This is a genomic window from Cupriavidus lacunae (assembly GCF_003353055.1).
Taxonomy (GTDB): domain Bacteria; phylum Pseudomonadota; class Gammaproteobacteria; order Burkholderiales; family Burkholderiaceae; genus Cupriavidus; species Cupriavidus lacunae.
In genome coordinates this window covers 36,443-62,643 of record NZ_QKWJ01000040.1, presented here as the reverse complement: position 1 = coordinate 62,643, position 26,201 = coordinate 36,443, and the positions used below count along the sequence as shown (strand labels likewise).

The following is a 26,201-nucleotide window of genomic DNA, read 5'->3' as shown; positions in this document are numbered from 1 at the left end:
CTGCTCGGCCGGTCCCAGCACGACTTGGCGCGCGACGGAACGGCCCCGCTCCGCGTCCCACACCGACTGCGCGGCAATACGGTAGCGACGGCCTTTAACTTCTCGTTCGAAGATGTGCATTCCCTCATGTAGCATCTCCGAGCCAAAGAATCAAGCGAAATCCAGTATCTACGCGGCATTCCGGCTCGGTGCCGCCGCGGAATAACACCGAGCTTGCGAAAGTAGGGCTAGGACGGGGTTGCAAAGCAACGACCCGGCTAACCCGGGGAGGGTACCGGAAGCAGACGGCGAGCGCCGCGCGCCTGAATTCCCTTTCATCATCCCGCGTCCCAGCCAGGCCAATCTTGTCGCTCCACACAAAAAGGGTTCGATCGACCGCTGCGCATTGACAGGGTATTGCCTTGATCGGTTTTGTTTCAGTTTCATGCATTTGAGCGATCCATGACCTCTGAACTGTCGAAGCTCCAGATCCGCGCCGGGCGCTCCGCTCGCCCTTCTCCTGCGTTCGGCCGAGGTTGCCTGTCTGACGCCGGGCTTCCACGATGAAGCTGCTTGACCGTTCGGCCCGCCTGGTTATTATCGGCTCGTTGACCAGTCTAATTGAAGGCTGCGCCGGTGCGCGTTTCCTATCGTCTATTCATGAAGACTGGCTGGGCCCAAACCGTGGGTCTTCAATTGTGGGTCAATACTGCAATCGGCCTGATGATCGCTGAGATCGTCTGGCGTATGGGGCACTTCCTATGAAAATGGCTGGCGTTCGGAAAGGCCCGTCGCGCGGACGCCTGATGATCGAGCGCCGCCAGGCGATTCGCGGCAAGGTGACTGGCATCGGCGTTGGTGTGATCGATACCGACCGCGTCAATCTGCCGCGCACACTGCCCTACGTGCAACCATCGGTGAACTGGGTCCGCGTGGCCAAACGATTCCCAGTGCGAATCCTGGTCGAAGCCCCGCCTGAGGCGCTCGCCCGTGCGGGTGCCAGTGCAACTGTCGAGATCGGACATGGTGCAGCCTGCCGCTGACAAGCTGCGTCTGGGCATCGCCGACATCGGCGCGCTGCTCGCACCGTTCCCCGGGCGGGCGTATGCCACCACGCGCGTCGCCGTTGCCAGCACGCTCACCGTGCTGGTCACAAGCATATACGGTACGCCGGAGGCTGCCACTTCCCCTTACGTGGTGTTCTTTGTCAACCGCCTGGACCGTACCACCAGCATCGTGATGAGTGTGGCGATGCTAGTGCTGATTAGCCTGATCATCGGGCTGCTGATCGTGCTGGGCGATCTCACTTTGGATGAGCCGCTGCTCCGCGTTGCCTGCATGGCGGTCCTATCGTTTGGATTCCTGTTCCTGACGTCGGCCAGCAAGCTACGCCCGGTAGGTGCCAGCGTCGCCATGATCGTCGGATATGGGCTCGACGAGCTTGGACTCGTCCCGAGCGGCGAACTTGCGACACGCGGCCTGCTCTACACGTTGTTGATGGTGGCGATTCCGATCGGTGTGAACGTGGTGGTAAATCTGGTCATGGGCGCTGCGCCACGCAGGCTTGCCGGCGACCGGCTCGCCCATTGCCTCCGGACAGCTGCCAACGCGCTGCGCGATGCCAACGCGGATGCCTCTGCCCTTGTCGGCCTGCTGCGCGATGGTGTCCAGCCGGTGGCGGGGTGGCTCAAGCTGGCAAAGATCGAAGGCCTGTCACGGGCCGAGGATCTGGCCGCGCTGCAACGCGCCGCGGCCTCGACGATGGCGATCCTGATTGCCGTCGATACGAGTCTGCGCCAACCCGGAGCACGGCTGCCGGCATCCTTTGCCGAGCCGATTGCTGACACGCTCGACCAGATGGCGGGAATGCTCGCCGCCGGTGGGTATCCTGTTGAGATTTCGCTTGGGCTGCCCGCAGTCGACGCGCATGCCGCGGTGCAGCAGGCCATCGTCGGTGAGTTGCAGGATGCCATCACCGGCTTTGCGGAGCCGCGCGACGATATCCCAGTCACGGCACCTGCTGCGTTTGCCGAAAAGCGTGGCGGCTTTTTTGCCGCGGACGCCTTCACGAATCCCGAACATGTCCGCTACGCGCTCAAGACCACCGGCGCAGCAATGTTTTGCTACGTGCTCTACCAGCAACTCAACTGGTCCGGCATTCATACCTGCTTTATCACCTGTTATGTGGTCTCGCTCGGTACTACAGCCGAATCTGTGGAAAAGCTCGTGCTGCGACTGACTGGCTGCATGATAGGCGCGCTGATCGGTATGGCAGCGCTGGTCTACGTCGTTCCTTCGCTTTCATCGGTGACTGGACTGTTGCTGCTGGTGTTTGCCGGGACGTGGATTTCCGCATGGGTGGCGCAGGGTTCGCCACGGATCTCGTACGCGGGCTTCCAGATTGCGTTTGCGTTCTACCTGTGTGTGATCCAAGGCCCGGCACCGGGCTTCGATCTCACCATCGCGCGGGATCGGATTATCGGCATCATTGTCGGCAATCTGGCGGTTTATCTGGTCTCTACGTGCATCTGGCCGGTCAGTATCTCGGGCCGGATAGAGACCGCGCTTGCGGGCCTGGTGAACCAGTGGCAACAACTTGTTGGCACGTTGCAACGCGAATCGCGGCGCCAGCACGCCGCGGCGGCGCTGGCCCTGCAGGGCGAGCTCACACAAAACCTGATCCTCGCGCAGTACGAGCCGGCGTCGGTGAAGCCCGCCGCGGATTGGCTTGAGGCACGGCAGCGGCATCTGGTGGCGCTGGATGCGATGGCTGGCCCCCTGTTCCTGCTGGCGGAGCGATATCCGGGCGATCCGGACATCGCGCTGCGCCTCCACGCGTTGCGCACGGACGGCATTGGGAGCGTGCCGCCGGTTTCGTCGCTTCCGCAGCTGTCCGCGCGCGACGCGCTGCTTGCATTGGTAGACCAGCATCTGGCCGAGTCGACGCAGCATGAGCCGCCGAGCGCCGCTACCGGATCCCCGCTGGATGCATAGAACTGGACTGCTGCCCCTAGCACAGATGCTGCTCGCCGCAAGTCTTGCCAGGTGCGCGACGGCATCGCTGGACCTTGCACCAGAACAACCTGACCGGCCCTGGCAGCCTGCCACCACGGCGTCGGGGGAGATCGTTCCGGGCAAGGCTGCAGAGTCGACGAAGCCAGCTGACTACACGCTTGCCCGGGATGACCTCTGAGGATCGCCGCCAGTTGCACCGCCCGCAAGCGGATACCCAAGGAGACGCCTTGCTGACCACGACGTGCGACAGCGTGGAGATCCTGAAAATCGTGCTGCAACGCTCGGATGCCGTATCGCTGATCGTTCATGTTGGTGAACGAACTGCGCGACGGCACGCTGGTCGCGTTGCCCCAGTGGGTGCCCCCGGCCGGAAAACAGGCATGTAGGCGTAGCGGGCCAGCAGCGTGAGGCATAGCTACCGCTCCCTTACCGTTCGGAGCTCGGCAGGTTCCGGCATACGGCCACAACGTGTAGAACGTCCGTGATGGTTGGGCGCGGATACCGCCGCGTCCTTGCTGCGAGCCTTCCCGAAATATACTGCGACACGCAGAAGCATTGCCGCCAGCATGATCACGCCGGGCACCGCATAGCCGGCATGTTGCGGGATGCGGGTCAGGAAGGACCCCGCGAATATGACCGCGATGACCCAGACGCCAGTGCGATGCAATCTCTTCCAGTTGACCGGGCCGACAAGGCGCATCGGGGTATCGAACGACGTGATTGTCAGCAGCAGAATTGCCACATAGCCGATAAGACCAGGCACGTTGCTCGCAGGCGAGCGCCCCAGCCAAAAGGCTTCGGGCACCGTGTTGCTGTAGGCGATGATCGCTAGCGCGTGCAGAAAATGAGCGAAGGCGAATGACAGCCCGACATAGCGTCGCTCTCGCACCAATGCCCGCGTCAGAGCCGATGACACGAGTTTCGCCAGCGAGGACGCGGTGAACACGGCCAGAAACAGAACAAACGAGGCTCGTGCCGTTACCCGTACCGTGTCCTGCAAGGATTGCAGCGGGTCGGGCGCCAATGCGTATGTCCCTGCCGCTACCAGCGTCACCAGGGCCGATAACACAAAGAAAAGTCTCCAACGGATCATGATCACTCCTGGTCAGGTGTGGGCGCTGTACTGTCCGGTGCAACGGAGATCCCGAATTCGAACGGGTAGCGCCCGAGCACTTCATTTGCGATTTGCTCGAAATTGGAATCGTGGAGCTCGACAGAAATCCGGATCCCGCCTGGCCCGGCTATGGCTGCCGTGACCGCCTCACAATCGATGCCCGCTTCGGCAAGCGCCAGACGCGCCACATCAGCCGCCTCGCGGCGCTTCAGTTCCGGCTTGAAGATCTTGCCGACACCGGTGACCGGCATCCTGTCCACGATCCTGATTCGCTTGGGCAGCGCGGCACGCTCGCCAATTTCGGCGCGCATGAACTCAGCGAGCTCTGACTCGGTCGCCGTCAAGCCTGGTCTGAGTTGCACATAAGCCACTGGCAACTCCCCGGCATGCGCGTCCGGGCGACCCACGGCGGCGGCGATCTGGACCGACGGATGGCGATGAAGCGGCTCCTCGATTGCGGCGGGATCAATATTGTGGCCACCCCGTATGATCAGGTCCTTCATGCGTCCGGCAAGCCAGAAATAGCCGTCGGCATCGCAACGACCCAGGTCTCCCGTGTTGAGCCAGCGCCTGCCGTCACCCAGTTCGAGCCAGAGTTTCCCGCTCTGCTCGTCACGCAAATAGCCGTCGAACACGTTCGCTCCGGAAATGACCAGCAGCCCCACTTCACCGGCGGAACAGTCACGCACGTACCGGCCGGCATCATCGACAACAACCGCCTTCATCGCCTGGCCCGGGACGCGCCGGCCGATAGAGCCGAGCCTGCGTTCACCGTTCGGCGGATTGACTGCGCTTACGCACGTCCCCTCTGTCAGGCCGTAACCCTCAAGGATCCGGATTCCCGTTCGTTCCTGAAAAGTGCGGAAGACTTCGGCTGGCATCGACGCAGCGCCACACAGGCCATATTCAAGTGAACTGATATCGTGCGCGTCGACCGGGACGTCCAGAAGTGAAGCATAGATCGTTGGCACCGCGCTGAAGAAGTTGATGCGGTGGTACGCGACGAGCTCCCAGAATCGCTGGATAACGCCTTCGCCGCGAAAGCCATGAGGCGTTCCGAGTATGACGTGAGCACCTTTGAAGAATGGCAGCAAGCCGGTTGCCATGACGGCATTGACATGGAAAAGCGGTAGTCCACAGAAGATCGTCTTGCCAGGACCGATACTTTCACCGAAGAACTCGCCTGCGCTCCAGGCATTGGCGACTTCATTACCGTGGCATCGCATGGCTATCTTCGGCATACCCGTGGTACCGCCCGTACAGAAGTAGGACGATGAGTCGCCAGCGCCGAAGTGGCGAGCGCTGTCAAGCTTGGCTCCCGTTTCACGCCCGATGGCAGTACCGAAGTCGTGCAACTGGATGTGCGCCGGGACAGCGCTGCGCAAGGCGCCATCCTCCGCCGGCATTCGAGCGGTGAAACGCCGTCGACCCGGCACGCGATCAGCCATATTCACGAGCACAAGATGCCGCAAGGACGGGATCTTGTGCAGAACGGGCTGCACTCTTTGCCAAAGGTCGACCCCGGGGAAAGGTGCCAGCGTCACAAGCACGCTGGCACCGGCTGCGCCGAGCAGCTCGGCGATCGCCTCGCCTTCGAGAAGCGGACTGATAGCGCAGACGATACCCGCTGCTTGCCCACCCCAGATCACGAAATGCGTTTCGGGCAAGTTGGGGAGAACATAGGCGATCACTGAACGCGACCCTGCACCGAGGCTGCTGAACATGTTGGCCGTCCGCGTGATGTCCCGGATCAGTTCTCCATAGGTCCAGCACTCGGTGTCGCGATATGCGTCGGCGCCGGGGAAGTACGAGAGCGCTGGCGCCGACGGATTGATGGCTGCGCCGCGGCAGATCATCGCGTATGTACTGTCCGGCAGGTCCGCCGGCATTCCCTGCGCTTCGATGGCAAGGACGTCGTTCTGGTTGGCAATGCCCTTCATGGTGTCTCCGGTTGGCTGATGGCGACCGTCACGCCCCGAGCCTTTCGCCATGCGCACGGGGAGCGGGTGCCTCCGCTCCTTGTGCAACGGCAGGCGGAGAATTCCTCGGTCCAAACTCGCCATAGTCGAACTGGGCGAGGCGGCCGGCAAACTGCTTCAATAGTGCGGGCGCGTCCATCTTCGGCAGATTCAGTTCGACGAAGACAAGACAGTCCGCGGATTCGACGCGGGCGAGCGCCGCGCCCAGTTCGCCTACCGTCCGCACCTCAAGCGAGAGCGACCTGTCGCGCCGGTCGAAGGCACGAGCCAGGTCCGTATACCTCCAGTTGTCGACATCGTTATAGGCGGAGTTCTCTCCCAGGATCATCCGCTCGATCGTGTATCCGCCATTGTTCAGCAGAAAGATCACGGGCTTCAGGTCTCGGCGCAGAATCGAAGACAGTTCCTGTGCAGTGAACTGGAAAGACCCGTCGCCGATGAAAAGCAGGTGCCGCCGCGACGACGCACCCACATGCGAGCCGAACAGCGCCGGCAACGAAAAGCCGACTGCCCCCCACGTTGGCGCGGCAATGTAAGTCGCGCCCGCCGGCAAGCTCATCGAGACAAGCGCCGCATGCGCAGTGCCGGCTTCGCCCACGATCACATCACCCGGCTGCAGGAAGCGGCTGACTTGCGGCCAGAGTGTGGCGTGCGTGAGCGGCTCATCGGCGGATACCGGGGCCGGATCGGTGAGGTTCGCAGTAGCAGGCAACTCACTCGCGGGTGGGCGAGACACTGGCTTCGCATTCATGAGGACTCCGGTGAGTACGTCCCTTAGTGTGACGCCGGGCATCTGCTTCGTGCCGATACTCAGATCGTGCCGGCGCAGATCGATGAAGGACTCCATGTTGATTCGCTGGGAGAACAGCGCCGTGCTCGAGTCGGTGAAGCGCAGTCCAACGCCGATCAGGCAGTCCGTGTTCTCGACAACGTGGCGCACCGATGCGGCGCTCGCGGCACCGGCGTAGCTGCCGATATAGTGCCTGGATGTTTCGTCGATTGCCCCCTTCGCCGGCATGAGCGATGCGCATGGGATGGCACACTTCTCCGCGATCCTGACGACAAGCTCCGTCACGCCAAAGCGATCAGCCTCTGCATCGACGAGCAGCACGGGAGCGCGCGCGGCGTCCAGCGCTTCGACAATGCGCTGCACCGCGACACGGAGTTGCCCCGGATCGCTCGCAGGATCGGCAAGCACGAGTGGCGTGTCCGGTACTTCGACGACGATGTGCGTGACATCCGACGGCAATTGCAGGTGTACCGGCCGGCGCTCCAGCCAGCAGGATCGCAGTATCCGATCGATCTCGTACGCGGCGTTGGCAGGCGTGATGCGCGCCTGGGCAACGGTAAACTCGGACATGCAGCGGCCGATGTTCTCGTAATCGCCGTCGACCAGCGTATGGTGGACGAGCGCGCCACTGTTGATGGCGTGCAACGGCGGTGCGCCCGTGATGTGTACGACCGGCACGTTCTCCGCGTACGCTCCCGCGATGCCTCCAATCGCGGCGAGATCCCCGACCCCAAAGGTCGTGACGAATGCCGCAAGACCCGAAGTACGGGCGTACCCGTCCGCTGCATAGGCGGCATTCAACTCATTGCAGTTTCCGACGAACTCGATGCCAGGGGCATCCTGGATCTGCTCAAGGAACGACAGGTTAAAGTCGCCAGGCACGCCGAAAACGTGCCGTACACCCGTTTCCTTGAGTCTGCGGGCAAGGAATGTCCCGATTTGCATACGCATGATGATGTCACTCCACGATGAGGGGTCATTGCAAGGCCGCAGAGCAGGAGGCCGCGAGCTCGAACCGCATACCGTACTGGCTCCGATCAAACCGTTACTGCAGTGCAGCGTGCTCGCATGCTACGAGCGGACCGTCTCGCCAGTCTGTAAGATGTCTTGCAATTGCAGGATTCGTTAAGCGCTTTCGACTTTGCCCCACCATGAACCTCAACGCGCCCCTCATTGAGAAAATGTCTGGAAACCCGTGGTTTCGGTCGCTGCCCCTGGCCGAGCGACAAAACCTGGTGGAAAACAGTACCCAGATGCGACTCGCTGTTGGCGAGTCATTGTTCCGGCGCGGCGATCCGCCGGCCGGATTTTTCGGTATCGTTGACGGACGCCTGAAGGCGTCAAGCGTCCGCAGTGACGGCAAGGAAGGCATCCTGGTTATCCTGGAGCCAGGCAACTGGTTCGGACAAATGTCCACCATTACCGGGTGGCCAAGCGCTTTTGACGTTACCGCGGTCGAGGCCGCGCTTGTCCTGAAGCTCAGCCCTGAAGCGTTCAATGCATTCATGCAGAATGCCGTGTTTGCGAGAGCCATCGCGGTACTGCTGTGCCAGCACACGAGCCTGCTCTACCAGATGCTCGAAGACGCGACGCTCCATTCCACTCGCACAAGGATTGCCCGTCGTCTGATGCGTCTTGCTCGTGGTGACGCAACCCTGGCTGCCGAGCATCGGGCGAAAATCCCTGTTTCCCAGGATACGCTCGCCATGATGCTCGGCATCTCGCGCCAGACACTTGCTCTTGAACTCAAGGCGATGGCTGCGCAAGGTGCCGTTGCTTTACGCTACGGCCACGTCGAGATCGTGTCCATGGACGTCCTCATGTCGTTCGACGACTAGCGGTGGTCGGAGGCGAAGCGCGATCCACGCCATGAAGCCGCGACATGACAATACCCGCAGAGACCAGCAGCGCCGCAAGGACATACAATCCAATTGAAGTGCTTCCTGTCGCTGTCTTCAGCAACCCCATCGAAGCTGGGCAGAGCACTCCGGCCAGGCCTGACAAGGTCGTTATTGCGGCGATCCCTATTGCGGCCACGTTCTTCGGCAAGACACTGGTCGCAATTGCCCAGAAGACCGGGAACGCCGATACGACACCAGCGGTCGCTGCCGAAACAAGTGCCATCGACATCCAGAGGCCGCCTGTTGCGCAGGCCGTCGCGGCAAGCCCGAGCGCTGCAACGCAAGTGGCAGTCACAAAGCTCTGCCTGTGACTACGGCGCGCGTCTGACCGACGTGCGACCCAGAACATGGCCAGCATGCCAACGGAGTATGGAATGAGCGAGTAGAAGCCCACTTCCTGTATGTTCGACACTCCCCAGCCATGAATCATCTCCGGCAGCCAGAAGCTGAGCGTGTAGGCGCCACAGCTAATGGCGAAGTAAAGGTACGCAAGGGAAAAGAGCGATGGATGTCGCCATATGGCGCGGATCCCGCCGCCGTCGGAACCAGGTATTTGCTGCGACTCATGGGCCGTATGCGAAGCAACCAGTTGGCGTTTTCTTTCGCTCAGCCATGTGGCCTGCCCCGGATGATCTGTCAGGTAGTAGTAGGCAATGATGCCCAGCAAGGAGGCCGGGAAGCCCTGCAGCACGAACATCCATTGCCATCCCTTCAGGCCCCAAAGGCTATTGAGGTTCTGAATGATCCATCCTGATAGCGGACCGGCGATCATGCCCGCGGCAACTCCGGCTGCCATGAGAATGGCAATGATCCTGGCGCGTCGCTCGGGTGGGTACCAGAACGTAAGGTAGAGCACTACGCCGGGAAAAAATCCTGCTTCGAAGACTCCGAGCAGGAAGCGGACGACATAGAACTCCAACGGGGTTCTGACAAACAGCGTTGCGGCCGATGCCAGGCCCCAGAGCAGCATGATTCGCAAGAGGGTCTTGCGGGCACCGATTCTCTGCATGGCAAGGTTGCTCGGTATCTCGCACAGCAGGTAGCCCACGTAGAACATGCTGGCCCCGATGCCATACACTGCGGCAGAAAAGCCCAGTTCGGATTTCATCTGCAGTTGCGCGTATCCGATGTTGATGCGGTCGATATGGTTGAGCACGCAGCAGATGAACAGCAATGGCATCAATCGAAGCGTGATCCCCCGGTAAGTCAACTCGATATCGCCGTCCGCGACTACCTGCTCGCCGGCCGCCAACGCGTCACCATGCAACTCGCGCACCGCGTCCGCCTGCATTCCTGAATGAACCTTCATCGTTATCTCCATCCGCTATTGATCCCGCTCGATTGGCGATGGTAGGCAAGCGGAGGCGTTGCGAATGCCAGAAAACTGACAATCCTCGGGATAACGCGGTGCTGCGGGCATATCGGGCGAAGGCCTGGCGGCCTAGCGCTGCGGGCTTTCGAGAGTTCGACCACCAGATTCCCTGGCGAATCGCCGTGGCACGCGCTTGCGCGACTTCTGGCGACAACACTGGGATAAACCCGGAATTGCAAGAACTCTTGCAGTTTGCCCAGCGCACGGCCTCTTACATTGGCAGAACCATGCGATCGGCCACGCAACCCGGCTAGCCGATCGAGCATGCATCGTCGTTGGAAGGAGTTCCCAATGCAAATTTCTGCCCTCAAAGACACCGTCAGCGCCCAGGAGTGGCAACTGCGCTGCGATCTCGCTGCCTGTTACCGGCTCGTAGCGCTTCATGGCTGGACGGATCTCGTGTTCACGCATATCAGTGCGCGCGTACCCGGCCCGGAGCACCGCTTCCTCATCAATCCCTACGGCCTGCTGTTTGATGAAATCACCGCGTCGTCTCTTGTGCTGGTGGATCAGGAGGGCAACAAGCTTCGCGACACGACCTTCCCCATCAATCGGGCCGGCTTCGTGATTCACAGCGCGATTCATGCCGCGCGCGAGGATGTGCAATGTGTACTGCACACCCACACACGAGCCGGCGTGGCCGTCAGTGCGCAGAAGTGTGGCGTGCTTCCCATATCACAGCAGTCCAGCTTCCTGATGCGCTCGCTGGCCTATCACGATTACGAAGGTGTCGCAATCCGGGACGATGAGAAGCCTCGCCTGCAAGCCGATCTCGGCAACGCAACCTACCTCATGTTGCGCAACCACGGGCTGCTCACTGTCGGTCCGAGCGTTGCGGACGCGTTCCTCTCCATGTACCTGTTCGAAACGACTTGCCAGATACAGATCTCGGCGCAAGCGGGTGGTGACCTATTTACGGTTGATCCCGAGATAATGGAGTTCAATGCCGGCAGCGCGAAGGCGCAGACCGAAGGACAAGGCGGCGCGTTCGTCTGGTCCGCCCTGCTGCGAAAACTGGATCGGATCGATCCCAGCTACAAGACCTGACCATCGCCCAGACAGGGCGCCGGCATCCGGGCATAACTTGGAACGAATTCAATGAAACTACCCAAAGCCTTGGCCTTTGATGTTTTCGGGACGGTGGTGGACTGGCGGACCGGCATTGCGGAGCAAGCGGCCGCCTTCCTGGCTCGATACATGCCCGGAACCGATCCCGGAGCATTTGCCGACGACTGGCGCAACCTCTATCAGCCTGCAATGGAGGAGTGTCGCAGTGGTCGTCGGCCCTTCAGGCTATTGGATGCATTGCATCTCGAAACGCTTGTCCAACTGCTGGAGCGCCGTGGGATCGGAACCGCAGCAATTGGTGAGGGCGAATTGCTGGACCTGGCTTACGCATGGCGGCGCCTGCGGCCATGGCCCGACGTGCCTCCCGGCCTTGCCCAACTCCGGAAGCTTTTCCCCGTGGTGACACTGTCCAATGCGAACATCGCGCTGATGATCGCGATGAACCGGTTCAACGGACTCGAGTGGGACGCAATCCTGGGTGCGGAAGTTTCGCGAAGCTACAAGCCGACACCACAAGCCTACCTTGCGTCAGCAGCGGCACTGTGTCTCGATCCTCAGGATCTGTGTCTGGTGGCTTGCCACCATAGTGACCTGGCAGCGGCGAGGGCATGTGGACTGCAGACTGCGTATGTCGATCGCCCGATGGAGTACGGAGGCGCACGAGCTCCGGATGGCTCCTATGAGCAAGCATGGGAGTGGCGAGCAGGCGATCTGCTGGAACTGGTACGGGTCTTCACGAGCCATTGATGGCCCAATCCCGCGAAGCCGGTAACCGCCGGCCACCCGCCTTCGACCCGGGGAAGGAAACCTGGCGATCTACATCGTGAAGGACAGACTACCGTTAGTAGTGCCCGCCAGGAAGGCCCAGAACTCCGACCATGCTGAGGCTGCACGCAACGCCGGGCTAGCAATGCCGCCGACGCAGATGCTGGTCTATGGCAACGCCAAGCGGGGAACGCCGTTGATGCTCGCGGCACCCGGCGTTGCGCTGGACTTGCCCCTGCGCGTGCTGGTGCGCGATGACTGTCAGGGCGGCACCTGGGTGAGCTTCCACACCGCCGCGGAACTGGAAAGCGCTCACCCATTGCCGGCCGGCCGCGCCGCTGGCTGTGGCGCAGCGGCTGATTCCTGACACTGTGGGCGCGCAAGGCGCCCCGGGGTGATTTATCCGGCCAGGCCCTTGTTAGGGTTGATCAGGTACTTCTCCCCCGTCGCGCGCTTGTTGTAGACGGCGATCACGTCCAGGTCCAGCACCTCGGCCAGCGAGATCTCTTTCGAATAGTGGCTGGCAAAGGTGGTCTTCAGCTCCGCCACCACGCGTTGCTTCAGCGCATTGGCCCGCTCGCGCCCGATCTTCTGCAGGAACGGGAACAGCAGCCAGCCGCCCATGCCCCACGCCATGCCGAAGTTGCGGTTGAACTCGGTCGGGCTTGTGTCCAGGCCGCCGTAGAGGTAGACCTGCTTGTGGGTGGTCGAGCCATAGCGGCTGTATTCGCGGGCCGTCTTGTTCAAGGCCGCTTCCATGCAGGTGAGGATCTGGCCGCCGAGCTTGCCGCCGCCCGTGGCGTCGAACGCGATCGTTGCGCCAGTGGCGACGAGTGCCTCGGTGAGGTCCTGCATGAACGTGGGCGACGCGGCGTTGCAGACGTGGACCGCACCTTGCGCCTTGAGCAGGTCCGCCTGCTCTTGCCTGCGCACGATGTTCACCAGCTTGATGCCATCCTTGAGACAGATCTGATTGAGCATCTGGCCCAGGTTGGAGGCCGCGGCAGTGTGCACCAGGGCGCTATGTCCTTCGCGCCGCATGGTCTCGACCATGCCCAGTGCGGTGAGCGGGTTGACGAATGACGACGCGCCGTCAGCAGGCGTGGCGCCTTCGGGCAGGACCAGGCACTGGTCCGCGGAAATGCAGCGGTACTGCGAATACATCGCGCCGCCGATGGCAGCTACGGTCTTGCCCATCAAGGCTTGCGCCGCAGGGGACGAGCCTGCATCGACGACCACGCCCGCGCCCTCATTGCCAACCGGCATGGACACATCCAGGCGGCCCGCCATGCTGCGCATCGCGCCTTCCGGAACGCGCGCGGTGACTATGGGGCGCTCGGCCGTGCCGCTGGCCTTGGCCGTGCTCATGTCGGCCGCACCGAACAGCAGGCCGAGATCGGACGGGTTGAGGGGAGAGGCTTCAATACGGATGAGCACTTCATCCGGGCCAGGGTGCGGTGTGTCGATGCTGTCTAGCGACAGCTCGAGTTCACCGCTGCTCTTGATTTGCGAACGAAGTTGAAGTCCGGTGTGCATTATGTCTCCTCGGTTTGCGGTGAGCGGGGCAGCAGCGTGGGGCTGCTTTCGCCAGCAGTCAGCAATGTAGCAAGTTCCTGCGAATCCCGTACTGAGCCGGAAATTCAGGTCATGCGTCGGCCGACAGGCCATCATGCATCGCACTGATAGCGGTGGATATATTCGGTAATTTCGAACCGGTCCGGCCAGGAGAGATCGGAAACGGCCGTCGACCGGTCCGTCGCTGGTAAGCGAGCAAGACTGAAATCTCGCCACGCCTGGAGATAGACGGGAATCGCTGGCTGGTGGGGATTGTTAAGCAATGCGCCAACGAAAAGACGCTCTGTTGCCAGCAGAGCGTCTCGCGTTCGTCAGAGTCAAGATGACGCCGACTGCAAAAGTTCCTCGACGCCAGGCTGCTCTTTCGTCCGGCTTTGACTAGTTTTGTTGACGTAGCCCTCCGGAGCGCACTCGCTTGGCATAACGCCTTGGTTGCGAAGGTGGGCCGCGACCATCTCGCACCATTTGAGCAACTGGTGCTTGTCAAGATCCGCGACCACGTCTTCACCGAAAAGATTCGAAAGCTCAAGCGCGACGCCTGAAAATTCGGCGCCGTCATCTCGAATGGTCAATACCCCGTCACCATCTTGGTCGCACATCTCAATCCTTGTGGCAGACATATCCATTACCTCCTGAAGCTGCGTAACCGTCACTTGACTCGTAACCGTCATATCGGGCGCTCCCTGCCTTGTCGGTCGCCTGGCCAGCGTCTCTATGCTAGAAGATCGACTTCCCTGCCACCAAGGGGGGCGGCCGATTCTCTGCCGTTTGCTCAGGACTCAGCAACGGCGATTGCCGGCCAGGAGCCGTCATTCACCGCTATGTTCGCTGGCCCCGCAGCCGGAACGCCGGGTGCGCCAGGGGTTCCTTGCTTTGTGGCCGGTGTGCACCGTCAAGCGTTGCGGCCAGAAAAGAGACAGCCCCCACGTCCGGTCGGCTATCATGCCAATCCCCTCCGAAGTGGCTCCCTATGATTTCCGTCCGTAATGTCACGCTGCGTCGCGGCGTCAATGCCGTACTCGACCGCGCGTCCGTCACCTTCAACCCCGGCGAAAAGATTGGTCTTGTCGGCCGCAATGGCGCCGGCAAGTCGTCCTTCTTCGGCCTTCTCAACGGCACGCTGCACGAAGACAGCGGCGAGTTCTCGATTCCCGCTGCGTGGAAGATGGGCCAGGTCGCGCAGGAGATGCCGGAGACCGAGCAGAGCGCGACGGACTTCGTAGTCGAGGGTGACACCGTGCTGTTGGCCGCGCAGGCCGAAGTAGCCGCCGCCGAGGCCAGCGACGACGGCATGCGCATGGCGCACGCCTACATGGCCCTGCACGACGCCGGTGCACACGATGCCCCCGCACGTGCTCAAGCGCTGATCCTGGGCCTTGGCTTCAGTGCTGCGCAGCTTAGCCAGCCGGTCAACAGCTTCTCCGGCGGCTGGCGCATGCGACTGCAACTGGCGCGCGCGCTCATGTGCCCGTCCGACCTGCTGCTGCTCGACGAGCCGACCAATCACCTCGACCTCGACGCGCTGGTCTGGCTGGAAGCCTGGCTCAAGCGCTATCAAGGAACCCTGGTAGTGATCAGCCACGACCGCGAATTCCTGGACGCGGTGACGCAGGTGACGGTGCACGTCGACAACGCCAAGCTCGTACGTTATGGCGGCAACTACAGCAAGTTCGAAGACATGCGCGCTGAGCAGCTCGTATTGCAGCAGGCCGCGATGGCCAAGCAGGCGGACAAGATCGCCCACCTGCAGAAATTCATCGACCGTTTCAAGGCCAAGGCCTCGAAGGCGAAGCAGGCGCAGAGCCGGGTCAAGGCGCTCGAACGCATGGAGAAGATCGCACCGGTGCTTGCCGACGCAGAGTTCAACTTCGAGTTCAAGGAGCCCCTCAACGTCCCGAATCCGCTGTTGTCGATGCTGGACGCGAGCTTCGGCTACCCGGCGCCGACCGGCGCACTGCCGGGCACGCCGCCCACGGTCATCGTGCGGGGCATCAACCGTTCCGTGCTGGCCGGGCAGCGCATCGGCATTCTCGGTGCCAACGGCCAAGGCAAGTCCACGCTGGTGAAGACGGTGGCGCACGCGCTGGCGCCGATTGCCGGCGAAATCAGCGAAGGCAAAGGCCTGAATATCGGCTACTTCGCACAACAGGAACTCGACGTGCTGCGCCCGCTCGACACGCCGATGGAACACATGATCCGCCTTGCCAAGGACACGCCTGCTCACATGCGCGCCCCCGGCCAGAGTGGAACCGAACAATCCCTTCGCACCTTCCTCGGCACCTTCAACTTCAGTGGCGACATGGTCCATCAGGCGGTTAGCACGATGAGCGGTGGCGAAAAGGCGCGGCTCGTCTTGTGCATGATCGTGTGGCAGCGCCCCAACCTGCTGCTGCTCGACGAGCCTACCAACCACCTCGACCTGGCCACACGCGAAGCGCTAGGCATGGCACTCAACGAATTCGAAGGCACAGTGATGCTGGTCAGTCACGACCGGGCCCTGCTGCGCGCCGTATGTGACGAGTTCTGGCTGGTCACCAAGGGCGGCGTCGAGCCCTTCGACGGGGATCTGGACGATTACCAGCAGTTCCTGCGCGACGAAGCCCGTCGCATGCGCGAGCAGCCTGCCGCAGAGGAGAAGGTCATCGCCTGAAATGGTGGGGCAATGGGCAGATCAGCAGGATTGCGGTGGCGTCGGCCGCCGCCACGCACCCGGTCCCCGTGCACGGACCAGCGTCTTCACTTCCTGGCGGGCGCCGCATCCAGGCTACGCGCGTTTTGGACAAGCCCGAATCCGCGCTGTTATATTGCGTGCATCGCTTCTGCTCCGACTGTTATGGCACGCACGCTTTTGCCCGCCGCGCTGGCGGCATCGCTCTATGGCTGCGCCGGCGCCCCGTCCTTCAGCCTGTTCGGGGCGTATTTCCCGCTCTGGCTCCTGAGCGCGGTGCTCGGCATTGCCGGCGCTGTCGTGTCTTATCGGATCTTTATCAAGACGGGCTGGGCGGAAACGGTCCGCTACCAGCTTCTGGTCAACACGGCGATCGGCGTCATGATTGCTGAAATCGTCTGGCTACTGGGTACGGGACACATCTGATGAAAATGGCCGGCCTCCGCAAAAGCCCGCTGCGCGGCAAACTGATTGCCCTGGTCATCGTCCTGCTGGCCGCCCTGCTGTCCTTCTACGCCTACCATCGCACGCTTCGCTTCCCGGCCTCGGACGATGCCTCGCTCGATGCCGACCTGGTCCACGTAGCGTCGCCGGTCGGCGGCCGGGTTGCGCGCATCCATGTCGCGGACAACCAGCAGGTGGCCAAGGGCGATGTCCTGTTCGAGATCGACCCGGTGCCCTACCAGCTGGCCGTGGCCCAGGCCCGTGCCGACCTGGAGCTGGCGCAGGCCACGCTTGGCACGCGGCGGCGCACGATTGCCACCGAGCAGGCCACGGCGACGGTGGCGTCGGACCAGATCACCCGGGCCGAGCAGAACTATGCGCTCACGGCGCGCACGGTGGAACGGTTGCGCCCGCTGGTTGCGGACGGCTACGTGGCCAGGCAGCAGCTCGACCAGGCGCAGGTGGCGCAGCGCGATGCCGCGGTGACGCTGAAGCAGGCCAACGTGCAACACGCCGCCACGGCAAAGGCAGTCGGCGATGAAGCCGGTGCCATCGCCACCGTGCATGCGCGCGAGGCGGCGCTGGCAATCGCCCAGCGCGCGCTGGACGACACCGTGGTGCGCGCTCCGCACGCCGGCCGCGTGAGCGGGCTGACGGTGCTGTCCGGTGAAGTCGTGATCCCAAATCAGTCGCTGTTCCTGCTGGTGCATACCGGCGAATGGTTCGCGGTGGCGAACTTCCGCGAGACCTTCCTGGCGGATATCCATGCCGGCGACTGCGCCACGGTCTACTCGATGATCGACCGGCGCCAGGCCATCCGCGGCACCGTCGAGAGCATCGGTGTCGGCATCACCGATACCGACCGCATCAACCTGCCGCGCTCCCTGCCCTATGTCCAGCCGTCGGTGAACTGGGTGCGCGTGGCCAAACGCTTCCCGGTGCGCATCAAGCTGGCCGATCCGCCGGAGGCGTTGGCCAGGGTGGGCGCGAGCGCAACCGTCGAGATCCGGCATGGCGCAGCCTGCCGCTGACAAGCTGCGCCTGGGCCTGGCGGATATCCGGGCCCTGCTGGCGCCGATCCCCGGCCGCGCGGCGGCCACCACGCGCATCACGGTAGCCTGCACCCTGACGGTGCTTGTAACCAGTATCTACGGCACCCCTGAGGCGGCCATCTCCGCCTATGTGGTCTTCTTTGCCAACCGGGCCGACCGCACCTCCAGCATCGTCATGAGCGTGGCCGCGCTGGTGCTGGTCAGCATGATCATCGGCCTGGTGATATGGCTCGCCGATTTCAGCGTCGACGACCCGCTGCGCCGCGTGGCGTGCATGGCGATGGTGTCGGCGGCCGTACTGTTCCTGACCTCGGCCAGCAAGCTGCGGCCGGTCGGCGCCATCGTGGCAATGATCATCGGCTTTGGGCTCGACGAACTCGGACTGGTGCCGTCTGGCGAGATCGCCACGCGTGCCCTGCTCTATACCTGGCTGATGGTGGCGATTCCCCTCGGCGTCAATGTGGTGGTCAACCTTGTGCTGGGCCCGGCGCCGCGCCGGCTGGCAACCGACCGCCTGGCCCATTGCCTGCGGCTGGCATCACGCAGCCTGCAGGCGCCCGATGGCGACCCCGATGCGCTGCATGAAGCGTTGCGCGACGGGGTCCAGCCCATTACCGGCTGGCTGAAGCTGGCGAAGATCGAAGGCAGCGTCAATGCGCAGGATCTGGCGGCACTGCGGCAGGCCGCGTCGTCGACCATGGCGATCCTGCTGGCGGCCGACGTCGCGCGCCGGCAACCCGGGGCGCAACTGCCGGCAGCCATTGCCGCGCCGATCGCCGCCACGCTCGACGACATGGCGCGCATGCTCGATGCCGGCGGCTATCCGGTGGAAATCGGGCTGGGCGTTGCCGGCCTGGAAGCGCTTTCGCCCGTGCAGCAAGCGGTTGCCGCGGATCTGGTCGGTGCCATCAACCGCTACGCGGAGCCGGACGAAGCGGACGAACGGGCACCGCAAGAGCAAGCCGGCAAGGCGCATGGCGGCTTTCTGGATGCCGACGCGTTCTCGAATCCGGTCCATGTCCGCTATGCCCTCAAGACCACCGGCGCGGCCATGTTCTGCTACTTCCTGTACCAGCAGCTGAACTGGCCCGGCATCCACACCTGCTTTATCACCTGTTATCTGGTATCGCTTGGCACCACGGCGGAAACCGTGGAAAAGCTGTCGCTGCGCCTGGCTGGCTGCCTGGTCGGCGCGGTGCTCGGCACGGTAGCGATCGTCTACGTGGTCCCCTCACTGACGTCGGTGGGCGGGTTGCTGCTGCTGGTGTTTGCCGGCACGTGGATCTCGGCATGGGTGGCACAGGGCTCGCCGCGCATTGCCTACGCGGGCTTCCAGGTGGCATTTGCGTTCTACCTGTGCGTCATCCAGGGCGCTGGCCCGGGCTTCGACCTGACCGTCGCGCGCGACCGGGTGATTGGCATCTTGCTGGGCAATCTGGTTGTGTACCTGGTCTTCACCCGGATCTGGCCGGTCAGCATTGCCAGCCGCATCGAGGCGGCACTGGCGGCGCTGGTGGCGCAATGGCAGCAACTGGCCACAGCGTGCCAGCCCGACGCACGGCGCGGGCATGCCGCAACCGCCATGGCATTACACGGCGAAATCACCCAGGACCTGATCCTGGCCAACTATGAACCCGCCTCGGTCGGCCCGGCGCGGGACTGGATCGACGACCGGCGCCGGCGCCTGGACGTGCTGGATACGATTGCGGGACCCATGTTCCTGCTGGCGGAACGCTTTCCGGGCGACCCCGAAGTGGCAAGGCGATTGCACGCGCTACAGGCGAGCGGCGCTATACCGCCAACCGCGCACGCTGCCGATGGCCCCCACGATAGTCAAGCCGACAAGGTCCGCCAGGCCCTGCTGGCCATTGTCGACCGACGACTGGCGGAAACGCCCGTCGCAACCCCGGTTGCGACCTCTCCCGCTTCCATTCATGCACAAACCTGATTCGCAGGCGATCCCGCTGACACTGGCCGTCGTGACGCTGGCCGGATGTGCCACCGCGTCGCTCGACCTGGCCCCGCCGGCCTCCGACCGGCCCTGGCAGCCCGAGACCACCGCGTCCGGCGAGATCGTGCCGGGCGCGGCCAGCAAGCCGGCGCCGGCAATCCGGCCATCCGACTACACGCTGCCGGCCAATACCGCGCTGGCGTTCGTGTCCCCGCCTGCAGCACTCGACGCCACACACGCCTACACGCTGCCCGAACTGATCGACCTGGCCGAGTCCACCAATCCGCTGACCCGCATTGCCTGGAACGACGCGCGCAATGCCGCACTGGCCGCCGGCATCGCCAGGAGCAGCTACCTGCCGTACATCTCCGCGGCGGCGATGGGCGGCTACCAGAACGGACATAGCGCCACGTCCACGGCGCTGGGCACGCTGGGCGCCAACACGTCGACCCATGGCACGGTCTCGGTACTGTCGCTGCAGTGGCTGCTGTTCGATTTCGGCGAGCGCGCGGGCATTGTCGATGCCGCGGAACAGGTGTCAGTTGCCGCGAACATTGGCTTTACCGCGGTACACCAGAAGATCATCCACGAAGTCAGCATCGCGTTTTATCGCTACCAGGCCGCGCGTTCGCGCGCCACCACCGTGCAACAGGCGATGCGCAATGCCGATGCCGTGCTTGCCGCCGCCAGGTCGCGCTACCAGCGCGGCATCGGCACCGTGGTGGAGGTCGCCCAGGCCACCCAGAATCGTGCGCAGACTAACCTGGCCACGGTGCAGGCGCAAGGCGCCGAGACCGATGCCTACCTAGCACTGGTCACGGCCATCGGCATCTCCCCGCTTTCCAAACCCCGCATTGTCGAGATGCCGGCACGGCCCCTGTCGCCGGCCATGCGCGGCTCGATCGAGCAGATCGTCGAACGTGCGATTGCGAGCCGGCCTGACGTGCTGGCAGCCTATGCCGTGGAACGCGCCAGCCAGGCCAGGGTAAAGGCCGCCGAGGCCGGCTACATGCCGAAGGTATTCCTGTCGGCATTCACGTCGTATGCGTCCGGCGGTTCGGCCATCACCGCGATTCCGCCGATCGGCCAGCAGCCGCCCACCGTCAACCTGAACGGCTACCGCTACGGCGCCAGCGTGTTCCTGGGCGTGACCGTGCCGATCTACGACGGCGGGGTGCGCTCGGCGGTGCTGGCGCAGGCGCGCAACGATGCCGACAGTGCATCGGCCAGGCTGACGCGCGCCAAGGAAGAATCCGTGCGGCAGGTCGTGGTCAGCCAGAGCGCGCTTGAATCGAGCCTGGCCGCCTACGATGCGGCCAGCGCACTGGCCGAGGCGGCGCAGACCACCTATGACGCGGCCTTCGCCGCCTATAGCAAGGGCGTGGGGACTGTCACCGAAGCCAATCTGGCGCAGAACCAGTTGCTGCTGGCACGGAATGCGTCAGCCGACGCCTATAACGGGGCGTTGGCCGCAGCGGCGACATTGGCGCTGGCAACCGGGTCGGTTGGCGCGGCCGGCCATTAACAATAGCTTACATACCCGGACATCCGGTTGAATTATGCTCCCTGCCTTATTGATGGCCCCCGGGCCTTACAAAACAGGAAGCAGGCGCCCATGAAAATCCTCCACCCGATCCCCCTGATGGCCATGGCCATGCTGACTGCCGTCTCGGGCGCTGCTCTCGCGCAGCATGTTGTGGGTGGAATGGGTGAGGAAGTCAGGATCGGCGCATTCTCCGGCCCGACGCACCGCATCAATGGCCGAGCCGAAGGCCTCAGACTTGATTCGTCAAAGCCGGACAAAGGCCCCCGGCAGAGCGCCAACCAGCATGCCGCGCGCCCGACCGGCGGGCACGGACCCGTACCGACATTGCCAGGCAGGCATTTGCCATAAGCGGGAGAGGCACTGCGTAATTCAGCTGGACCCACTGAATTGCGCCCGAGGGATGATGCATAACTCGAAAGCTATGTTATCCCCCGCAGTACACCGCCCCGGATCGGTGCCATAAGTCCCACGCAGGCTAGAAACGATTGTTTCTTTCTTGACTTCCACACACCCGGCTGCTTATATGTAAATCCATAGCCAGCCAGTTATCAATGCAAGATGCCGAACGCTCACGACGTGCTTTTCAGAACGCTCGGCGACCCGACCCGGCGGGCCATCTTCGAGCGGCTGTGCCGCGACGGAGAGCAGACCGTGGGGGCACTGACGGCACGGGCCGGCATTTCGCAGCCGGCCGTCTCCAAGCATCTCGGGGTCCTGAAGCAAGCCGGCCTGGTGCGCGACCGCCACGAAGGCCGCCAGACGCACTATAGCGCCCAGCTCGGCGCCCTGGCTCCGCTGATCGACTGGACCAGCCAGATGGCCGGCTTCTGGCAAAGCCGGTTCGATCGTCTCGAAGACCTGCTAAAGAGGATGGATCAATGAACAAAGCATCGGACGAAACGCTTTCCGTCGTGGTCGAACGTGACCTGCCTCATCCGCCGGAGAAGATCTGGCGCGCGCTCACGCAACCGCAGCTGATCCAGGAATGGCTGATGGCGAACGACTTCCAGCCTGTCGTGGACCACCGCTTCAAGCTGAGCGCGGACTGGGGCGCCGTGGATTGCCTGGTCCTGGCAGTCGAGCCGCACAAGACGCTGACTTACACGTGGGACGCGTATGGTCTCGAAAGCGTCGTCACCTGGACGCTTACCCCTACGGGCACCGGCACCCTGCTGCGCATGGAGCAAGCGGGCTTCCGCCCCGATCAGCGCCAGGCCTACCAGGGCGCCAAGGGCGGATGGCCGCAGTTCTTCACCGCCCTGGAACAGGTATTGGCGCGCATCGAATGATGGCCGAACCTCCGGCGAGAACCATTCAAGGAACAAGCATCGATGAATCCGTCCGAACGTATCGACGAGCTGATCGCAGGACTCACGGACTGGCGCGGCAAGACCCTGGCCAGCCTGCGCAAGACCTTCCTTGAGGCCGACGGCGAGATCGTCGAGGAATGGAAATGGATGGGCAGCCCGGTGTGGTCTCGCGACGGCATGATCGCCGTCGCCAACGCCCACAAGGGGAAGGTGAAGGTCACCTTCACCAACGGGGCCAGCCTGCCGGATCCAGATAACCTCTTCAACGCCGGCCTCGACGGCAACAAGTGGCGAGCGATCGATCTGCTCGAGGGCGACAAGGTCAACACGCGCGCGCTGAAGAACCTGGTCCGCGCCGCGATTGCATTCAACCAGAGCAAGCTGAAGAAGAAGGCGCCTGCGGGGACTCGGGCAAAAGCGAACAAGAGCGAAGCGGCATGAACCGATAGCTGTAGCTTCGGCCACTGCATCGATCCGGCCCGGTCTTCCATGGACGGCGCCACCCCAGGCGCCGGACGGACATAGCCAATCACCTCCCATCTGCGTCGTCATCGTCATCACCGCCGCGCGCGGCCGACCTCGACAAAAAAGCGGCGCTGTCACTTGCGCGAAATAGCCGGGCACCGTTTTTGCTGGCTATATTTCAAGAGTGATTTTCCGACGCCCGCCAGTCTGGCGACGTCGGGATCCCATGTGACGCGTACGCAATCCGCTCAGCGCCGGGGAGGTGGATCATGAGCGCCGTGCCAGAGCCGCAGATCGCCGACCGCACTTCGGCCCGAAGGGAACGCATCGCCACCTCCACCCGGCACGTGTGGACCCGCTTCTGGGTCATTGCAAAACCTTACTGGGTTTCGCAGGAACGATGGAAGGCCGCCGGCTTGCTGTTGCTGCTGGTCCTGCTCCTGTTGGGCCAGACCCAGGCCGAGGTACTGATCAACGAACAGACCGGTGAATTCACCTCGGCATTGGCAGCCGGGGATGCTGACCGCTTCTGGGCCTCGATCCGGTCGTGCCTGCTCATCCTGATCGTCGCGATCCCCCTCTACGCGGTCTACCACTACATCCGAAACAGGCTGGGCCTGCTCTGGCGGCGCTGGATGACCCACCATTACCTGGACGGGTATTTCAAGAACCGCATTTTCTACAAACTCAACTCGGATGCCACGATCGACAACCCCGACCAGCGGATTGCCGAGGACATCAATACCTTTACTCGGCAATCCCTCTTCTTCCTGTCGATCGGCATCGGCGCGCTGCTGCAGCTCATTGCCTTCAGCGCCGTCCTTTGGCTGATCTCCAGGGAGCTGGTCTACTTCCTGGTGGTCTATGCCATCGCCGGCACCTTTGTATCGGTTTACTTCTTCGGGCGCGTGCTGATCGGGCTGAACTTCTTTCAACTGAAGCGCGAGGCGGATTTCCGCTTCAGCCTGATCCGGGTTCGCGAGCACGCCGAGTCCATCGCGTTCTATCGGGGTGAACCGCAGGAGTCTGCGCACGTGCAGGGCCGTTTTACCAGGGCGTTCCAGAACTTCAACAGGCTCATCAGGTGGCAGCTGGGCCTGAATATGTTCCAGTATGGGTATGGTTTCCTGACCATTCTGCTGCCCAGCGCCATCGTCGCCTCACGTGTGCTGGATGGCGAACTGGAGGTCGGCAGCGCGATCCGCGCCGCCGGCGCGTTTGCCGCCGTGCTGAACGCACTGACGGTGATCGTCGACAACTTTGAAGACCTGAGCCGGTTCGTGGCAGGCCTGGACCGCCTGGACACGTTCGCCAGTACCCTGACCGGCAAGGCAACTGCATCGCCAAAGCCAGCCAGCACGATCGAATCCATCCATGATTCCCGCCTGGCGCTGGAACACGTCACCCTGCAAACGCCGAACCAGGAGCGAACGCTGGTCACCGACCTCAGTGTGTCGGTCAACCCGGGCGAAGGGCTTCTCATCGTCGGCGCCAGCGGCGGGGGCAAGAGTTCCCTGATGCGCGCCATCGCCGGATTGTGGAACAGCGGCACGGGCTGCATCGTGCGGCCAACGCCGCAGGAGATGCTGTTCCTGCCGCAGCACCCATACATGGTGGTCGGCAGCCTGCGCAGCCAGCTGCTATACCCGAACCACCTTGGCCGGCAGGTTCCTGACGATGAGCTTGTACAACTGCTGGAGACGGTCAACCTGCGCGACATCGCCGGCAGGTTCGGCGGCCTGGACACGGAAGTGGACTGGAGCAAAGTACTGTCGCTTGGCGAACAACAGCGGCTGACCATCGCGCGCGTGCTGCTCGCAAAGCCGCGCTATGTGATGCTGGACGAGGCCACCAGCGCCCTGGATATCAGCAATGAGGAAGCCCTGTATCAGTTGCTGGCCGGCATGCAGGCCACGCTGGTCAGCGTCAGCCACCGGCCCACGTTGCTGAAGTATCACCACCAGGTGCTGGAACTGCCCGGCAACGGCAAGTGGTGGCTGCATCCGACCAGGGACTATCGTTTTGGCTGGTAGCCGCCGGCCTGCTACCAACGGGATATCCTCGACGCCGATGCTGCATTCCTCAACCATCACAGTGGTGTGCTAACGTCACGCGAGGCACATTGGATGGGGAGGAAGTTTGCATGCAAGCGGGCATTGTCGAGTCGGGCTATGGCTCGGACCCGGTCGGTCTGGTCAGCGGGTTCCTGTTCGAGCCCGGCGCGCCGGTGCGCGAAATTGATTCCCATGCCGCGGCCGCGTGGCTGCGGCAGAATCCGTCGGCGCCGCCGGACCAAGCGCATCATCGCCCCTTCCTGTGGCTGCACTTCAACCTGTCGCACAGCGCCTGCGAACGCTGGATGAAGGGCCAGCTTACCCTGCCCGAAGAATTCTTCGAGGCCCTGCGGCAAGGCTCCCGCTCAACGCGGATCGAACGCCTGGACGCCGCATTGCTGGCCGTCGTCAACGACGTGATCTACAACTTCGGCGTCACGTCCACGGACATCTCCACCTTGTGGGCCCACGCCGACCACCGCCTGCTGGTGACGGCCCGCGCCCGGCCGCTGCGCTCCGTGGACCGGCTGCGCGAGGCGGTGCGGCGCGGCGAGTCCTTCCGCTCGCCGCTGGACCTGGTGGTGCACCTGTTGCGCGACCAGGCCGACGTGCTGGTGCAGATCGTGCGCGAGACTGGCGTGAACGTCGACCAGATCGAGGACCAGTTGTTGTCGCAGCGCCTGCAAGGCAACCGGGCCGACCTGGGTTCGATGCGGCGCGGGCTGGTGCGGCTGCAGCGACTGCTGGCGCCCGAGCCCGGCGCCCTCTTCCGCCTGCTCAACCGGCCGCCGGCCTGGCTGCAGGAAACGGACTTGCAGGAGCTGCGTGAATCGACCGAGGAATTCTCCCTCGTGCTCAACGACCTGGCCGCGTTGGTCGAACGCATCAAGCTGTTGCAGGAAGAAATCGCCGCCAAGCTCAACGAGCAGACCAACCGCACGTTGTTCACGCTGACGCTGGTAACGGTACTGGCACTCCCGATCAACATCGTGGCCGGCTTCTTCGGCATGAACGTGGGCGGCATTCCGCTGGCGGATCACCCGCACGGCTTTTGGGTGCTGGTGGCGCTGGTGGCCAGCTTCACGGTGCTGGCCGGGCGCTGGGCGTTCCGCAAGCAGGCCGGGTAGGCAGCGCCGGGGCGACACGCCGCCCC

General features: G+C 63.3%; 24 protein-coding genes. 18 read left to right on the top strand and 6 right to left on the bottom strand.

Annotated features, from left to right (window positions below; translation table 11 throughout):
• Window positions 1–719 precede the first annotated feature (719 nt).
• From DN412_RS25885 to DN412_RS43500, 3 genes are all read left to right on the top strand, one after another.
• Window positions 720–1,022: a hypothetical protein gene (locus DN412_RS25885; protein ID WP_482764218.1), complete on the top strand. Its 303-nt coding sequence runs from the start codon at window positions 720–722 to the stop codon at window positions 1,020–1,022.
• Entirely contained in the window at window positions 1,003–2,973 is a 1,971-nt protein-coding gene (locus tag DN412_RS25880; protein ID WP_115214192.1) for an FUSC family protein, read from the top strand. The genes DN412_RS25885 and DN412_RS25880 overlap by 20 nt, the downstream gene beginning before the upstream one ends.
• A 248-nt stretch (window positions 2,974–3,221) precedes the next feature.
• Window positions 3,222–3,380, top strand: a complete 159-nt coding sequence (locus tag DN412_RS43500; protein ID WP_161564045.1) for a hypothetical protein — start codon at window positions 3,222–3,224, stop codon at window positions 3,378–3,380.
• Window positions 3,381–3,409: 29 nt separating this feature from the next.
• Here the strand turns inward: DN412_RS43500 and DN412_RS25870 are convergent, their stop codons facing one another.
• The 3 genes from DN412_RS25870 to DN412_RS25860 are packed head-to-tail and all read right to left on the bottom strand — an operon-like array spanning window position 3,410 to window position 7,828.
• Window positions 3,410–4,087: a ferric reductase-like transmembrane domain-containing protein gene (locus DN412_RS25870; protein WP_115214191.1), complete on the bottom strand. Its 678-nt coding sequence runs from the start codon at window positions 4,085–4,087 to the stop codon at window positions 3,410–3,412.
• Between the two features lie 2 nt (window positions 4,088–4,089).
• Window positions 4,090–6,048: an acyl-CoA synthetase gene (locus DN412_RS25865; RefSeq protein ID WP_115214190.1), complete on the bottom strand. Its 1,959-nt coding sequence runs from the start codon at window positions 6,046–6,048 to the stop codon at window positions 4,090–4,092.
• Between the two features lie 28 nt (window positions 6,049–6,076).
• Window positions 6,077–7,828 carry an alpha-keto acid decarboxylase family protein gene (locus DN412_RS25860; protein ID WP_115214189.1) on the bottom strand — a complete coding sequence of 584 codons (1,752 nt, stop codon included), beginning with the start codon at window positions 7,826–7,828 and terminating at the stop codon, window positions 6,077–6,079.
• Window positions 7,829–8,028: 200 nt separating this feature from the next.
• Between DN412_RS25860 and DN412_RS25855 the strand changes: the two genes are divergently transcribed.
• The gene (locus DN412_RS25855; protein WP_115214188.1) at window positions 8,029–8,715 is read left to right on the top strand and encodes a Crp/Fnr family transcriptional regulator; all 687 of its coding nucleotides are present in this window, start codon (window positions 8,029–8,031) and stop codon (window positions 8,713–8,715) included.
• Here the strand turns inward: DN412_RS25855 and DN412_RS25850 are convergent.
• Window positions 8,696–10,087, bottom strand: a complete 1,392-nt coding sequence (locus DN412_RS25850) for an MFS transporter (RefSeq protein ID WP_115214187.1) — start codon at window positions 10,085–10,087, stop codon at window positions 8,696–8,698. The two genes, DN412_RS25855 and DN412_RS25850, sit on opposite strands and share 20 nt — an antisense overlap.
• Window positions 10,088–10,441: 354 nt before the next feature.
• Here DN412_RS25850 and DN412_RS25845 point away from each other — a divergent pair, with 354 nt between their 5' ends.
• The 3 genes from DN412_RS25845 (at window position 10,442) to DN412_RS45945 (ending at window position 12,350) form a co-directional block, all read left to right on the top strand.
• On the top strand, window positions 10,442–11,197 hold the full coding sequence (locus DN412_RS25845) for a class II aldolase/adducin family protein (protein WP_115214186.1): 756 nt from the start codon (window positions 10,442–10,444) through the stop codon (window positions 11,195–11,197).
• Window positions 11,198–11,248: 51 nt separating this feature from the next.
• The gene (locus DN412_RS25840; RefSeq protein ID WP_115214185.1) at window positions 11,249–11,965 is read left to right on the top strand and encodes a haloacid dehalogenase type II; all 717 of its coding nucleotides are present in this window, start codon (window positions 11,249–11,251) and stop codon (window positions 11,963–11,965) included.
• A gap of 76 nt (window positions 11,966–12,041) precedes the next feature.
• Complete coding sequence (locus DN412_RS45945) at window positions 12,042–12,350, top strand: DUF302 domain-containing protein (protein ID WP_244222784.1); 309 nt, start codon at window positions 12,042–12,044, stop codon at window positions 12,348–12,350.
• Window positions 12,351–12,382: 32 nt separating this feature from the next.
• Here DN412_RS45945 and DN412_RS25830 read toward each other — a convergent pair whose 3' ends face one another.
• Window positions 12,383–13,519, bottom strand: coding sequence for a zinc-binding dehydrogenase (locus DN412_RS25830; RefSeq protein ID WP_115214183.1), 1,137 nt, complete (start codon window positions 13,517–13,519; stop codon window positions 12,383–12,385).
• A gap of 356 nt (window positions 13,520–13,875) precedes the next feature.
• On the bottom strand, window positions 13,876–14,184 hold the full coding sequence (locus DN412_RS25825) for a hypothetical protein (RefSeq protein WP_133303083.1): 309 nt from the start codon (window positions 14,182–14,184) through the stop codon (window positions 13,876–13,878).
• 344 nt (window positions 14,185–14,528) lie between these two features.
• Between DN412_RS25825 and DN412_RS25820 the strand changes: the two genes are divergently transcribed.
• The 11 genes from DN412_RS25820 to DN412_RS25770 all read left to right on the top strand — a co-directional run bounded on the left by DN412_RS25820 (window position 14,529) and on the right by DN412_RS25770 (window position 26,175).
• Window positions 14,529–16,208: an ABC-F family ATP-binding cassette domain-containing protein gene (locus DN412_RS25820; protein WP_115214181.1), complete on the top strand. Its 1,680-nt coding sequence runs from the start codon at window positions 14,529–14,531 to the stop codon at window positions 16,206–16,208.
• 183 nt (window positions 16,209–16,391) lie between these two features.
• On the top strand, window positions 16,392–16,652 hold the full coding sequence (locus DN412_RS25815) for a YtcA family lipoprotein (protein ID WP_115214180.1): 261 nt from the start codon (window positions 16,392–16,394) through the stop codon (window positions 16,650–16,652).
• The gene (gene mdtN, locus DN412_RS25810) at window positions 16,652–17,701 is read left to right on the top strand and encodes a multidrug transporter subunit MdtN (protein WP_115214179.1); all 1,050 of its coding nucleotides are present in this window, start codon (window positions 16,652–16,654) and stop codon (window positions 17,699–17,701) included. Before DN412_RS25815 ends, mdtN begins: the two co-directional genes overlap by 1 nt.
• Entirely contained in the window at window positions 17,682–19,670 is a 1,989-nt protein-coding gene (locus tag DN412_RS25805) for an FUSC family protein (RefSeq protein WP_115214178.1), read from the top strand. Before mdtN ends, DN412_RS25805 begins: the two co-directional genes overlap by 20 nt.
• Window positions 19,657–21,198 (top strand): TolC family protein, encoded by a 1,542-nt coding sequence (locus DN412_RS25800; protein ID WP_115214177.1) that lies wholly within the window; start codon window positions 19,657–19,659, stop codon window positions 21,196–21,198. Before DN412_RS25805 ends, DN412_RS25800 begins: the two co-directional genes overlap by 14 nt.
• Before the next feature lie 90 nt (window positions 21,199–21,288).
• Complete coding sequence (locus DN412_RS25795) at window positions 21,289–21,567, top strand: hypothetical protein (RefSeq protein WP_115214176.1); 279 nt, start codon at window positions 21,289–21,291, stop codon at window positions 21,565–21,567.
• A gap of 210 nt (window positions 21,568–21,777) precedes the next feature.
• Window positions 21,778–22,101 carry an ArsR/SmtB family transcription factor gene (locus tag DN412_RS25790; RefSeq protein WP_115214175.1) on the top strand — a complete coding sequence of 108 codons (324 nt, stop codon included), beginning with the start codon at window positions 21,778–21,780 and terminating at the stop codon, window positions 22,099–22,101.
• Window positions 22,098–22,508 carry an SRPBCC family protein gene (locus tag DN412_RS25785; RefSeq protein ID WP_115214174.1) on the top strand — a complete coding sequence of 137 codons (411 nt, stop codon included), beginning with the start codon at window positions 22,098–22,100 and terminating at the stop codon, window positions 22,506–22,508. The genes DN412_RS25790 and DN412_RS25785 overlap by 4 nt, the downstream gene beginning before the upstream one ends.
• A gap of 42 nt (window positions 22,509–22,550) precedes the next feature.
• On the top strand, window positions 22,551–22,970 hold the full coding sequence (locus DN412_RS25780) for a DUF1801 domain-containing protein (protein ID WP_115214173.1): 420 nt from the start codon (window positions 22,551–22,553) through the stop codon (window positions 22,968–22,970).
• 293 nt (window positions 22,971–23,263) lie between these two features.
• Window positions 23,264–25,027: an ABC transporter ATP-binding protein/permease gene (locus DN412_RS25775; protein WP_115214172.1), complete on the top strand. Its 1,764-nt coding sequence runs from the start codon at window positions 23,264–23,266 to the stop codon at window positions 25,025–25,027.
• 110 nt (window positions 25,028–25,137) lie between these two features.
• The gene (locus DN412_RS25770) at window positions 25,138–26,175 is read left to right on the top strand and encodes a transporter (protein ID WP_115214171.1); all 1,038 of its coding nucleotides are present in this window, start codon (window positions 25,138–25,140) and stop codon (window positions 26,173–26,175) included.
• The last annotated feature ends 26 nt before the right edge of the window (window positions 26,176–26,201 follow it).

Coding starts and splice junctions, on each gene's coding strand:
- DN412_RS25845 (WP_115214186.1), top strand. CDS start 10,442: ATGCAAATTTCTGCCCTCAAAGACACCGTCAGCGCCCAGGAGTGGCAA.
- DN412_RS25785 (WP_115214174.1), top strand. CDS start 22,098: ATGAACAAAGCATCGGACGAAACGCTTTCCGTCGTGGTCGAACGTGAC.
- DN412_RS25825 (WP_133303083.1), bottom strand. CDS start 14,184: ATGGATATGTCTGCCACAAGGATTGAGATGTGCGACCAAGATGGTGAC.
- DN412_RS25815 (WP_115214180.1), top strand. CDS start 16,392: ATGGCACGCACGCTTTTGCCCGCCGCGCTGGCGGCATCGCTCTATGGC.
- DN412_RS25805 (WP_115214178.1), top strand. CDS start 17,682: ATGGCGCAGCCTGCCGCTGACAAGCTGCGCCTGGGCCTGGCGGATATC.
- DN412_RS25775 (WP_115214172.1), top strand. CDS start 23,264: ATGAGCGCCGTGCCAGAGCCGCAGATCGCCGACCGCACTTCGGCCCGA.
- DN412_RS25880 (WP_115214192.1), top strand. CDS start 1,003: ATGGTGCAGCCTGCCGCTGACAAGCTGCGTCTGGGCATCGCCGACATC.
- DN412_RS25865 (WP_115214190.1), bottom strand. CDS start 6,048: ATGAAGGGCATTGCCAACCAGAACGACGTCCTTGCCATCGAAGCGCAG.
- DN412_RS25855 (WP_115214188.1), top strand. CDS start 8,029: ATGAACCTCAACGCGCCCCTCATTGAGAAAATGTCTGGAAACCCGTGG.
- DN412_RS25800 (WP_115214177.1), top strand. CDS start 19,657: ATGCACAAACCTGATTCGCAGGCGATCCCGCTGACACTGGCCGTCGTG.
- DN412_RS25780 (WP_115214173.1), top strand. CDS start 22,551: ATGAATCCGTCCGAACGTATCGACGAGCTGATCGCAGGACTCACGGAC.
- DN412_RS25770 (WP_115214171.1), top strand. CDS start 25,138: ATGCAAGCGGGCATTGTCGAGTCGGGCTATGGCTCGGACCCGGTCGGT.
- mdtN (WP_115214179.1), top strand. CDS start 16,652: ATGAAAATGGCCGGCCTCCGCAAAAGCCCGCTGCGCGGCAAACTGATT.
- DN412_RS25870 (WP_115214191.1), bottom strand. CDS start 4,087: ATGATCCGTTGGAGACTTTTCTTTGTGTTATCGGCCCTGGTGACGCTG.
- DN412_RS25860 (WP_115214189.1), bottom strand. CDS start 7,828: ATGCGTATGCAAATCGGGACATTCCTTGCCCGCAGACTCAAGGAAACG.
- DN412_RS25840 (WP_115214185.1), top strand. CDS start 11,249: ATGAAACTACCCAAAGCCTTGGCCTTTGATGTTTTCGGGACGGTGGTG.
- DN412_RS25820 (WP_115214181.1), top strand. CDS start 14,529: ATGATTTCCGTCCGTAATGTCACGCTGCGTCGCGGCGTCAATGCCGTA.
- DN412_RS25795 (WP_115214176.1), top strand. CDS start 21,289: ATGAAAATCCTCCACCCGATCCCCCTGATGGCCATGGCCATGCTGACT.
- DN412_RS25830 (WP_115214183.1), bottom strand. CDS start 13,519: ATGCACACCGGACTTCAACTTCGTTCGCAAATCAAGAGCAGCGGTGAA.
- DN412_RS25790 (WP_115214175.1), top strand. CDS start 21,778: ATGCCGAACGCTCACGACGTGCTTTTCAGAACGCTCGGCGACCCGACC.
- DN412_RS25850 (WP_115214187.1), bottom strand. CDS start 10,087: ATGAAGGTTCATTCAGGAATGCAGGCGGACGCGGTGCGCGAGTTGCAT.